We start from the raw sequence: 12,108 nt of genomic DNA, 5'->3' as shown, positions 1-12,108 counted from the left end.
GGTATTGCTTACGTCTCAACAGTGCGTGAGGAGTGCTGTGGTGATCCTGAGACGAGCTGAGAGGCCTCTCAGCACCGATGGTGCACTATGTGCGCTATGAGAGTTCTGGTCGTCGAGGACGAACGGCGGATGGCCGCCGCCCTCCAGCGGGGGCTGCAGGCCGAGGGGTTCGCCGTGGATCTCGCCCACGACGGCGAGGAGGGGCTGCACCTGGCCAGGCACGGCGACTACGACGTGGTCGTGCTCGACATCATGCTGCCCCGGCTGTCGGGCTACAACGTGTGCAAGCGGTTGCGCGCGGAGGAGAACTGGGTGCCCATCCTCATGCTGTCGGCCAAGGACGGCGAGTACGACATGGCCGACGGGCTCGATCTGGGCGCCGACGACTACCTCACCAAGCCGTTCTCCTACGTGGTGCTGGTGGCCAGGCTGCGCGCGCTGCTGCGGCGCGACGCGGGGCGGCGTCCCGCGGTGCTGACGGCGGGCGACCTGTCGCTGGACCCGGCCAGGCGCAAGGTGCAGCGCGGGGAGGAGTCGGTGGAGCTGACGCCCCGGGAGTTCGCGCTGCTGGAGTACCTGATGCGCCGCCACGACGAGGTGGTGTCGAAGGCGGAGATCCTCGAGCACGTCTGGGACACCTTCGACACCGACCCGAACGTGGTCGAGGTGTACGTCGGCTACCTCCGTCGCAAGATCGACGGCCCGTTCGGCAGGAACGCGCTCCAGACCGTGCGCGGCGCGGGTTACCGGCTGGCCGGCGACGGTGGCTGACGATGGCTGAGTGGTGGCGGCGCAAGAGCCTGCGCTTCCGCCTGACGGCGCTGTCGGCCGTGGGGCTCGCGCTCGCGTTCGCGGTGTCGGCCTCGGTGCTGATGATGGTGCTCGGCCGGTCGCTGACGAACACCGTGGACGAGACCACCAGGCAGCACGCGCAGGTGGTGCGGGCTCAGGCCGACAGCGGCACGCTGACCGACCCGATCACCACCCAGGACGGCACGATCGTGCAGGTCGTCGGAGCTGACGGCAGGGTCACCCACGGCACCTACGGCGCCGACCGGCTGGTTCCCCTGCTCGACGCCGGCGACCGGCGCAGGGCGCTGCGCCACGACTCGGCCTGGTTCCTGAACGGCGAGCCGTACGGGATCCCCGGGCCGCTGCGGGTCGTCGTGGTCAGCGGTGACAGGGGCGTGACGGTGCTGGCCGCGCGGCCGGTGCGCGAGATCGAGCGGAGCCTGCTCACGGCGGGCAAGGTGCTGCTGTTCGGCACGCCGCTGCTGGTGGCCTTCCTGGCGGGCGGCGGCTGGCTGATCATCGGCAGGACGCTGCGGCCGATCGACGCGCTGCGCAGAGGCGCGGCGGACATCACCCACACCGCCAGGTCGAGGCGGTTGCCGGTGCCCGCCGCCCGCGACGAGGTCCACTCGCTGGCCGTCACCCTCAACGACATGCTGGCCAGACTGGAAGAGGCCGAGTCCCGCCAGCGGGCGCTGGTCTCCGACGCCGCGCACGAGCTGCGCAGCCCGCTGGCCAGCATCAGGCTCCAGCTGGAGGTGGCGCTCGGCCACCCCGACGGGCAGGACTGGACAGAGACGGCCGAAGGCGTGCTGGAGGACACGCTGCGCCTGTCGCGCCTGGCCGAGGACCTGCTCGCGCTGGCCAGGCTGGACGAGCGCGGCGGCAGGCTGGCCAGGAACGTACCCGTCAACCTGGACGAGGTCGTCCGTCAGGTGGTGGAGAGGTACGGCGAGGCGAGGCTGACCGCCTGCGACCCCGTCGTGGTGCGCGGCGACGCCCTCGACCTGAGCCGCGTGGTGACCAACCTGATGGACAACGCCGTCCGGCACGCCACCTCCACCGTCGAGGTGGCGCTGACCCGCGACGGCGTGCTCACCGTCACCGACGACGGCCCGGGCATCCCCGAGGAGGACAGGGAGCGGGTGTTCAACCGCTTCACCAGGCTCGACCACGGGCGCAGCAGGGACGAGGGCGGCGCGGGCCTGGGCCTGGCGATCGTCCGCGAGACGCTGAGGGCACACGGCGGGGCCGTCCACCTGGAGGACGCCGGGCCGGGCCTGCGCGCGGTGGTGCGGCTGCCCGCCCTCATCTGATCGACCGAACTGCGAAGTCGAGGCGATCACGGGCCGGGCCGTGATCTTCAACGTCACGTACTGGCCCCTGGCAGCCTGGAGCCCTCTGCTCGCTCTGGTGGCCGTCGACTACTACCGCCGCCGCACCACCGCACCCCGCGACCTCTCCGCAGGGTCGCGTCGCTGAGGGCTTGTACAGACCCCCGGTTCCCGATCTGCCGGAGCCCTTCCCGTTTCACCCCCTCCGCCTTTCCTCTCACCCCAGCTCCGCACCGACTCGCCTTCTCGCGTCTCCGCCCCACCATCTGCCCCGGCCGCTCCACGGCCGCCCGCCGGGCTGACGGCTGACGGCTGACGGCCCTGGATCGCCGCCCAGGTCTACGGTTGCTCGGCCTGGGTCGCCTGCCCGCTCGTCGTCCGGCCGCCTGACGGCTGTGGGCCGGGCCCGTCCCGGCGGGCGTGCCCGCTCGGCTCTCCGGCCGGTCGGTCGATGACCGCCGGGACTGTCGGCGGCGGTCAGGGGGTGGGATTCGTGGGGGCGAGCCGCGCGACCTCCGCCAGCCCGGCCCGCGCCGAGGCGGCGTCGTGGACCCTGAACACCCTGGCGCCCTGCAGCGCCGAGACCGCCAGCGTCGCGATCGTGCCCGCGTGCCGTTCGTCCACCGGCAGCCCGCCCAGCGTCTCCCCGACGAAGTCCTTGTTCGACACCGCCACCAGCACCGGCCACCCGGTGGCCACCATCTCGTCGAGCCGCCGGCTGACCTCCAGCGAGTGGTAGGTGTTCTTGCCGAAGTCGTGGGCCGGGTCGATGAGGATCGACTCCCTCGCCACCCCCGCGGCGACGGCCCGTTCGGCCAGGTCGACCGTGTAACCGATGACGTCGGCGACCACGTCGGCGTAGGCGATGCGGTGTGGTCTGGTGCGCGGCTCGACCCTGCCCGCGTGGGCGCACACCAGCCCGGCGCCGTGCTTGGCCGCCACCTCCGCCAGCAGCGGGTCGACGCCGCCCCAGGTGTCGTTGAGCAGGTCGGCCCCCGCGCCGGCCACCACGTCGCCCACCTCCGAGCGCCAGGTGTCGACGCTGATGATCAGGTCGGGATGGCGGTCGCGTACGGCGGCGACCAGGCCCGCGACGCGCCTGATCTCCTCCTCGGCGTCGACCGTGTCGCCGGGGCCCGCCTTGACGCCGCCGATGTCGACGATGTCGGCGCCGCCCTCGACCGCGGCGTCGACCGCTTCGAGCGCGGCGCCGAAGCCGTAGGTCTTCCCCTTGTCGAAGAAGGAGTCGGGGGTCCTGTTGACCACGGCCATCACCGCGTGGTCTCCGGGACCGAACTCCTTGCCGCGCAGTCGCAAGATGCTCATCACCTTCGAGCCTACGGAAGATCCCGCGGGTTGGCACATCGCCGTCCCGCACCTGCCCGTCCGGTGTCGCCTCGGGACATGAAGAGATTCTCAGTGGCCGACTCGGCGACGCGCAGGGGCTCATGGTGACCGACCGGGAACGCACCCGGGTTCAGGCTGACCCCAGGGTGACGGCCCGGGAAACGCGCCCGGGTTCAGACTGACCGGCCTTGGAACACGTGGGACCCAGGGTGACGGCCCGGGAACGCACTGGTGTCTCAGGCCAACCGGTGAGGACTCGTGGCGACCGACCTGGCGACGCACCCGGGTTCAGGCGGACCCGGCCCGGAAACCCGCAAGAGCCCGTCGCGACCGATCTGGGAACGCACGGGGGCTCAGGGAGGTCGGCCCGGGCTCGCGCGGATCGGCGGCTGGTTCGAGGGCGACGAGGCGCAGGGGTTCAGGGGGCCGGCGGATCCGGGCTCGAGACGCGCAGGGGTTCAGGGGGCCGGCGGATCCGGGCTCGAGACGCGCAGGGGTGCAGGGGGACGCGGATTCGAGCTCAAGACGCGCAGGGGTTCGGGAAGACGGCGGATCCGGGCTCGAGACGAGCAGCGGTTCGGATGGCGGCGGGCCCGGCTTCAGGGTTGTCTCAGAACGGGCTTGCGCGTGCGGTGGCCGGGTGCCTGGGCGGCGTGGTCCGATGTCGGGGAGGGGCGTGTCCCGGCAGGCGGTCCGGCGTGTCCGGGGTCTGGCGTCAGGGTGCACGGGTGAGGAGGCGGGCCGCGGCGGCGTGCGCTGCTGCCGGCCCCGCGTCGGCCGCGGGGGTGGCGCGTGGCCCCCGGGCGTACGGATCGGTGGAGGTGGAACGTTCCTAGGCGGCTGAACCCTTCTCCGCGGTCGCCAGGAAGTCCTGGGCGATCAGCGGCAGCCTGCGGCGGGCGTGGACGACGGCGATCACGCGGCGGACGGCGGGCTCGAGTGACCGCACCACCAGCCCGGCCCTGAGCGCCTGCTCGGCCATGCCGCGGTACCACAGCAGCGAGGCCTGGCCCGCACGGACGGCGTTGAGCCAGCCGTTCCTCTCGTCGGTCTCCAGCACGATGATCGGATTGACCGCGTACTTGCCGAACATCGCGTCGAACTCCCTTCTCCTGACGCTTCCCCGTGCGGGCAGGGCCAGGCGTAGTCCGTCGAGGTGGGTCATCGGGACGGGATCCGGCAGGTCGGTTCCCGGCGGCGAGATGAGCACGATCTCCTGTCGTTCGAGGGGATGGGTGATCAGGTCGGTCGGGACCGGCAGGTCGGTGAGGCCGAGGTCGGCCCGCTGGTCCCTGATGGCGTTGACGACCGCGTCACGGCCGTCGCAGCGGATGATGTGCACGCGGACACCCGGATGCTCGGCCGCGTAGGCGGGAAGCAGCCGCCCGGCCAGGCCGGGCTCGAGGGTTGTCGTCGATGCGATGCGCAGTTCGGCGTCGGAGGCACCGCCGTGGCTGGAGAGCGCCTCGATCTCCCCCACCGCGTCGAGCGCCTCCTTGGCCAGCTTGACCACCCTGCGGCCGTGCGCGGTGACGACCACCCCGCGCCCCGAACGGGCGAAGAGGGTCATCCCGAGCTCGCGCTCCAGGTCTCGGATCGCGCGTGAAAGCGCAGGCTGCGCGATGTAGAGCGACCTGGCCGCGTCGGTCATGGTGCGGTGCTCCGCAGTCGCGACCACGTAGCGGAGCTGCTGCAGATTCATGACATTGAAGCTAGGACAACTGCGGCCGCTCGGACGGCGACATAGCAGAGATCACCTCGAATGATTTCGGACTGTAATCGAGCACGGCGACATCCGTGACGGGTGATAAATCAGTATGCTTCTGCCCCAAATTCGGCAAAGGTCCGGTATGCGGGTCCGGTTCGGACGACCAGGTCGAGGGGGAGACAGGGTGACAGGCAACGGGCAATACCCACCGCCGCCTCCGGGGCATCAGGGAGAGCCCGGGTCCGGCGAGCCCCAGCAGCCGCCCTTCCCCACGTGGCCGCCCCAGCAGAACGGGCCTGGGGCGTACGAGGAGCCCGCCACCCGCCGGTACCGGCCCCCCACGCCTCCCCCGGCCCCGCCTCAGGGACCCGCGCAGGGGCACCCCTACGCGCCGCCGCCTCCGCCGCCTCCGCCGCCCGGTTCGGGCCCCGCGCAGCCGCCTCCGCCCGTTCCCGGCGTACACACCCCACCCCCGCCCGGCCATGGCCCCCCGGCACCGCCCCCGCCCGGCCACGGCATGCAGGCCCCACATCCGAACGCCCCAGGAGCGCAACCCCCGTACCTGCACGGCCCAGGAGCGCACCCTTCGCACCCGAGCGACCCGGGAACGCACACCCCGTACCCGAACGGCTCGGGAGCGCAGGCCCCCTACCCGAACGGCTCGGGGGCGCAGAGCCCGGCCCCGCCGTACGGCGCGCCGCAGCCGCCGCCGCCCGCGGGGCCGTACGTTCCCCCGCCCGGCCCTCCGAACGGCCACCGGCCCGCCGGACCGCCGCCCGGCGGGCCGCAGGCGCCTCACCCCGGCATGCCGTACCCGCCCCCGCACGGGCCGGGCCAGGGCGGCCCCTACCCCCAGGGGAACGGCCAGGGCGCACCGTACCCCCAGGGAGGCGGGCACCCGCAGGGACCCGGACAGGGCGGCCCCCATCCGCACGGGTCAGGGCAGGGCGGGCCGTACCCGCCGGGGAACGGCCGGCCGCGGCAGGACCCGCCGCCGCATCCGGGGCCCGGTCACCGGCCGCCGCACGGTCCCGCGCAGGGTCCGTACGGCCCGTGGCAGCGCCCGCCGCAGCGCAGGAAGTCGAACGCGGGCGCCATCGTCGGCGCGGTGTTCGGTTCGCTGGCGGCGATCTTCGTGCTGCTCGTGATCGGCTCGGCGGTCTTCAAGGGCGCCTCGGACACCGACGCGACCTCGCCGATCGCGATCCCCACGTACACGCCGCCGACGTTCGAGCCGCGGGACGACGACACCGACGAGTCGGCCGAGCCGACCGACCGGCCCAGCGACCAGCCGTCCTCCTCTGACCAGCCGTCGGACCGGCCCAGCGACCAGCCGTCGGACCAGCCGTCGTCGGACCGGCCCTCCTCCTCGGAGCAGCCGTCCTCCGAGCCGCCGACGTCCGAACAGCCGACATCCGAGCAGCCCGCCACGGTCAAGCTCAACACGAGCCTGCAGGCCAACACGCTGTACTTCGCGGGCGGGCTGCCGCGCACGACGTGCAGGGCGGGCAGCGCGAGCCTGTTCAGCCACAGCCAGCTCAAGGCGCTGATCCTGAAGACCGGCAAGTGCATGGACGCGGCGTGGGCCCCGATCCTGCGCAAGAAGGGCATCGACTGGAGCCCGCCGAACTACGCGATCGCCGCCAAGCGCGGCAGGGGCGCCTGCGGCGACTACCCGTCGCCCGGCAGCATGGTGCCGTACTACTGCCCGCGCAACAACACCATCTACGCCTCCACCTCGGCGCTGGCCAGGGGTAACGGCAACTCCATCGGGTACGGCGAGATGGTCGCCTGGCACGGGGCGACGATCAGCATGATGGCCCACGAGTACGGTCACCACATCCAGCAGATCACCGGCATCCTCGACTCGCACTGGCAGAAGCATGTCCAGACGTCGAGCCAGAGCGGCCGGCTGGCACTCAGCAGAAAACTGGAACTCCAGGCAACCTGTTTCGGGGGTATGTTCATGCGGGCGGTGGCCGACACCTATCCGGTCAGCGGCCGCCAGCGTGACATCCTGTTCTGGTTCTACTCGAAGGTGGGCGACCATCCCGGGTATCCCCGCGACCACGGCACTCCGGCCAACAACAACGTCTGGTTCCGGCAGGGCTGGTTGAAGAACAAGGCCTACCAATGCAACACGTGGCTGGCCCCCGCTTCCACGACGTCCTAGCTTCATGGAGCGTTCATCCCACATTGGTCATCTGTCATTGATGTCCCAATATGGGGGCTAGAATCCTGGCAATCTCGTGACCAACGGGGGGCAAACCTTCGGGTTTGGCCTGGTACGACGTGCGAAGGAGCCGGTGTGTCGAAGCGCCCTGGAGGAGACTTCCCCGAGCGCGGCAGAAAGCGGCGTGCGCCTCGGCGCGCCGCGCCCGCCGAGCCCTCCGCCCAGGAGCCATCCGCCCGGAACGGCGCCGGTCAGGACCGCCCCGCGCAGGATTCCGCGGCGCCGGACCAGACCGGCCAGGACCGCTCCTCCCGCGAGCGTGGCACCCGCGCCCGCGCGGCGCAGGACCGCGCCGCGGACGACAGCGGCGCGCAGCGCGACACCGGCTCCGGCCCGGCGGTCAGGGAGCAGAACACGCGACCGAGCCTCAAGGCGCCCGGCGCCCCGAAGAACGCCAAGGCGCCGAGAACGCCCAAGGCCCAGGCGCCCGCGTTCGCCAGGAAGATGGGCGTCGGCTCGATCATCGGCTGGACCGCGCTGTCGGCCCTCGTACCCGGTGCCGCACACCTGCGGGCCGGGCGGCGCCGTACCGGATTCGTGCTGCTGGGCGCGTTCGGCGCGCTGCTGATCGCCGCGATCGTCTACGGCCTGTCCTTCGTGGGCAACCTCGGCGCGGCGGTCAGGGAGAGCACGATGATCACCGTGTCGGTGGCCGCCGTGATCGGCGCGCTGGCATGGTTCGCGCTCGTGCTCGTCTCCTACATCGCCCTCGGCCCCGACCGTCTGAACGGCCGGGGCCAGATCGTCTCCGGGATCGTGGTCGGACTGCTGTGCGTGGTGGTGATGTCGCCGTTCGCGCTGACCGCCAACGCTGTCCTGGCCACGCGGGACGCCGTCCAGGGCATCTTCCCCTCGGTCTCCGACCCGGAGGTGCAGCCGATCAAGGAGGAGGACCCGTGGAACGGCAAGGACCGGGTCAACTTCCTGCTCATCGGCGGTGACGGCGCCGGCAACCGCCAGGGCGTGCGGACCGACAGCATGACCGTGGCCAGCGTCAACATCAAGACCGGCAACACCGTGCTGTTCAGCCTGCCCAGGAACCTCCAGCACGTACGGTTCCCGCCGTCCTCGCCGCTGGCCAAGCACTTCCCGAACGGCTTCATGGCCGAGCTGCCCAACGGCGGCCTGCTGAACGAGGTCTGGCAGTTCGCCAACGACCACCCCGAGATCATGCACGGCAAGAACAAGGGCCCCCGCGCGCTGATGGACGCCATCGGCCACACGCTCGGGCTGCGGCTCGACTACTACGCGCTGATCAACATGTACGGCTTCGTCGACCTCGTCGACGCGATCGGCGGCATCAAGCTGCGCGTGGAGAAGGACATCCCGTGGGGCGGCCACTACGGCACCGCGGGCACGATCAAGGCCGGCTACCAGCGGCTGTCCGGCGAGGAGGCGCTGTGGTACGGGCGCTCCCGCGTCGTCGACGACGACTTCAGCCGCATGGGCAGGCAGCGGTGCGTCATCGGCGCGTTCGCCCAGCAGGCGACGCCCGACAAGATCCTCACGAACTTCACCAAGATCGCGGACGCGGCCAAGCGGATGGCGCAGACGAACATCCCGCAGGAGTTGCTGGAGCCGCTGGCCAACCTGGCTCTCAAGGTCAAGGACGCGCGGATCACCAGCCTGCAGTTCGTGCCGCCGCACTTCTACACCGGGTCGCCGGACTGGCCGAAGATCCGCAGGGCCACCGTCAAGGCGCTGAACGACTCGGTGAAGCCGAGCAGGCGCGCGCTGGCGGCGCAGGTGACGGCCTCTCCCGGGGCGACGACGTCCCCGTCCGGCACCGTGGCGGCGACGCCGCAGGCCTCCAAGACCGCGACGCCCTCGCAGACGCCGACGCGGAACGGGCAGGCGGCCAACAACGGCTCGGCCAAGAGCCTCGCGGAGCTGTGCGGGCTGTAGACGTCTCGTCTCGACCGGAAGCCCGCACCCCAGGTGACCTGGGGTGCGGGCTTCCGCGTTGTCGGGACAGCCCAACGCGAGGGGCCGGTGATCCCGGCTGGGGGCGCGGGCTTCCGCGTTGTCGGGACAGCCCGGGCGAGGGGCCGATGATCCCGGCTGGGGGCGCGGACCGCCGCCTTCAGGGGATCCGGCGGAGAGCTCGGGCTGACGCCTGACGGGAACCGGCGCAGGACGTGGGCTGACGTCCCTTGAGAGCGCGCCGAGGCTCTTCGGGACACCCCGTGGAGTGCGGACCCCCAGGCTCAGGGTGACTGTGGGTGACGGGCAGGGCGCCGAGTGCAAGGGCATGCTCCCCGGGGGGCGCGAAGCCGGTGCATCTTTGACGGCTGGCAGTGCATCCGCAGAAGGTTGTCGCGCGAAGATGGGAGAAAGAGGGTGAGGGGGCGATGACCCGGATGCACCAGCTGACCGAACTCCTCGACGCGCTGGACGCCCAGCTGCCTGCCGTGCCGTACCGGATCAGACACTTTCCCGAGGGGGAGGAGTTCGTCCGGCTGGGCCTTCCCGACTCCGCGCGCTCGATCGTCTACGTGTCGGGCGACCAATGGATCTGCGTCGGCGAGGACCGATCGGGTCTGATCTCGCAGCGCTGCCTCGGCCGTGTGGGTGAGGCGCCTGAGGAGATCGTCAGCCGCCTGGCCACGCCGCTCCCCCCGCCGCGGCCGCGGTCGCGCGTCTCCCGGCTGGTGCGCACCGTCGCGGTCGGCGTGGCGTCGGGGGCGGCGGCCTGCGTCCTGGCCGCGATCGTCATCGCCGTCCTCGTGCTCGGCAACGGGTACGGCTACGGCTCCGACGTCGTGCACTGGACCATCAACGCGCTGGCCGCCGGCATCGGCGTGGGCGTGGGCTTCTGGGTGGCCTGGCGATACCACCGCGCCGTCTCGCGATGCAGGAAGGCACAGGACGATGGGTGAGCTGACGCGGGTACCGAAGGCCGCCGGCGGTCCGGCCCGCTTCCTCGACGACCGGACGGGCGCGGGCAACTTCCTGCGGCGTAACCTGCGCAAGGTCTTTCCGGACCACTGGTCGTTCCTGCTCGGTGAGATCGCCCTCTACTCGTTCATCATCCTGCTGCTGAGCGGCACGTTCCTGACGTTCTTCTTCGTGCCGAGCATGAGCGAGGTCGCCTACGACGGCCCTTACGAGCCGCTCAAGGGCGTGATGATGTCGGAGGCCTACGCCTCGACGCTGAAGATCAGCTTCGAGGTGCGCGGTGGTCTGCTCATGCGGCAGATCCACCACTGGGCGGCCCTGCTGTTCGTGGCCGGCATGATGGTGCACATGCTCCGCGTGTTCTTCACGGGTGCATACCGCAAGCCGCGCGAGCTGAACTGGCTGATCGGCGTCATGCTGCTGACGCTCGCGCTGCTCGAGGGTCTGACCGGCTACTCGCTGCCCGACGACCTGCTGTCCGGCGCGGGCCTGCGGATCACCGAGGGCGTGATGATCTCGCTGCCGCTCATCGGCACCTACATCACCTTCTTCCTGTTCGGTGGGGAGTATCCGGGTGACTCGGTCATCGCGCGGTTCTACTCGCTGCACATCCTGCTGATCCCGGGCATCCTGCTGGCCCTCATCTCGGCCCACATGGTGCTCATGTGGGTGCAGAAGCACACGCAGATGCCGGGCAAGGCACGCACCAACCACAACGTGGTCGGCGCGCCGTTCCTCCCGGCGTTCATGCTCAAGGCCGGTTCGTTCTTCATGTTCACCTTCGCGGTGATCGCCGGACTGGCGACCTTCGCACAGATCAACCCGATCTGGGCGTTCGGCCCGTACACCCCGGCCGACATCTCGGCCGGGTCGCAGCCCGACTTCTACATGGGCTTCCTGGAGGGCGCGCTGCGGCTGATGCCTGCCTGGGAGATCAACCTGTTCGGGACCGCCCAGGCCGGCACGTTGCCCTTGAGCGTGATCATCCCGGCGCTGCTGCCGATGGGAATCATCATGACCGGGCTCGCCCTGTACCCGTTCGCCGAGCAGTGGGTCACCGGCGACCGGCGCGAGCACCACATCACCGACCGGCCCCGCAACAACCCGCACCGCACCTCGATCGGCATGGCGGCCATCACCTTCTACGGGGTGCTGTGGCTGCTCGGCGCCAACGACGAGATCTCGGCCAACTTCCACATCAGCCTGAACTGGACGACCTACATCGGCCGGGTGCTGGTGCTGGCCGGCCCGGTGGTCGCCTACATCGTCACCTACCGGATCTGCCTGGGCCTGCAGCGTTCCGACGCCGCCGTCATCGGGCACGGCGTGGAGGCGGGTGTGATCAAGCGGATGCCGCACGGCGAGTACGTCGAGATCCACACGCCCCCGTCGGAGGACATCGAGGCCCACGTGCGGGGCAAGGAGCCCGTCCGGGAGATCAGCGCCGCCGAGACCGAGGGCATCCCGCCGAAGGGGCTGCGCGGCCCGCTCGGCAGGCTGCGGGCGCGCATGTCCCGGGCGTACGGAGGGGAGAAGATCCCGCTGGACACCGGTGAGGGACACGGCCACGCCGCCCTCGGCCCCGCCGAGGAGGAGCGCTCCCGCTCCGAGTGAGCGTCCCCGCGTGACCAGGCCCAGCACACCCGGGGTGCCTGCCGGTCACGCGCGGCCGGCGTGGCCGGGCCCTGCGGCCGTGACCCGCTCAGACTTCTTCCACGCTGCTCGGCTCGCGCCGGGACAGATCGATACCGAGCTCCTCGGCCGCCCTGAAGACGTCCTCGTCGGTGTCGCGCATC

At 71.3% G+C, this 12,108-nt stretch carries 8 protein-coding genes; 6 read left to right on the top strand and 2 right to left on the bottom strand.

Annotation, left to right across the window (positions count from 1 at the left end; genetic code table 11):
* Nucleotides 1–96: 96 nt before the first annotated feature.
* Together ACWEVS_RS37810 and ACWEVS_RS37805 are read left to right on the top strand one after the other, a co-directional pair.
* The gene (locus ACWEVS_RS37810) at nt 97–771 is read left to right on the top strand and encodes a response regulator transcription factor (RefSeq protein WP_354921535.1); all 675 of its coding nucleotides are present in this window, start codon (nt 97–99) and stop codon (nt 769–771) included.
* Between the two features lie 2 nt (nt 772–773).
* Nucleotides 774–2,108 (top strand): sensor histidine kinase, encoded by a 1,335-nt coding sequence (locus tag ACWEVS_RS37805; protein ID WP_449931069.1) that lies wholly within the window; start codon nt 774–776, stop codon nt 2,106–2,108.
* Nucleotides 2,109–2,603: 495 nt separating this feature from the next.
* On the opposite strand, the gene folP is transcribed toward ACWEVS_RS37805, so the two are convergent.
* Together folP and ACWEVS_RS37795 are read right to left on the bottom strand one after the other, a co-directional pair.
* A complete protein-coding gene (gene folP, locus ACWEVS_RS37800; protein WP_354921540.1) occupies nt 2,604–3,452 on the bottom strand; it encodes a dihydropteroate synthase in 849 nt (282 codons plus the stop codon).
* Nucleotides 3,453–4,305: 853 nt separating this feature from the next.
* Nucleotides 4,306–5,175 carry a LysR family transcriptional regulator gene (locus tag ACWEVS_RS37795; protein WP_354921543.1) on the bottom strand — a complete coding sequence of 290 codons (870 nt, stop codon included), beginning with the start codon at nt 5,173–5,175 and terminating at the stop codon, nt 4,306–4,308.
* A gap of 523 nt (nt 5,176–5,698) precedes the next feature.
* On the opposite strand from ACWEVS_RS37795, the gene ACWEVS_RS37790 reads away from it, so the two are divergent.
* From ACWEVS_RS37790 to qcrB, 4 genes are all read left to right on the top strand, one after another.
* Entirely contained in the window at nt 5,699–7,354 is a 1,656-nt protein-coding gene (locus tag ACWEVS_RS37790; RefSeq protein ID WP_452555520.1) for a neutral zinc metallopeptidase, read from the top strand.
* A gap of 135 nt (nt 7,355–7,489) precedes the next feature.
* Nucleotides 7,490–9,319, top strand: coding sequence for an LCP family glycopolymer transferase (locus ACWEVS_RS37785; RefSeq protein WP_449931074.1), 1,830 nt, complete (start codon nt 7,490–7,492; stop codon nt 9,317–9,319).
* A 446-nt stretch (nt 9,320–9,765) separates the two neighbouring features.
* The gene (locus ACWEVS_RS37780) at nt 9,766–10,293 is read left to right on the top strand and encodes a hypothetical protein (protein ID WP_449931076.1); all 528 of its coding nucleotides are present in this window, start codon (nt 9,766–9,768) and stop codon (nt 10,291–10,293) included.
* The gene (gene qcrB, locus ACWEVS_RS37775) at nt 10,286–11,926 is read left to right on the top strand and encodes a cytochrome bc1 complex cytochrome b subunit (protein ID WP_452555518.1); all 1,641 of its coding nucleotides are present in this window, start codon (nt 10,286–10,288) and stop codon (nt 11,924–11,926) included. The genes ACWEVS_RS37780 and qcrB overlap by 8 nt, the downstream gene beginning before the upstream one ends.
* Nucleotides 11,927–12,108 lie beyond the last annotated feature (182 nt).

Source organism: Nonomuraea sp. NPDC003754 (genome assembly GCF_053605785.1).
Note: the sequence above shows the minus strand (reverse complement) of the source record. Positions and strands in the feature narration are given on the sequence as shown.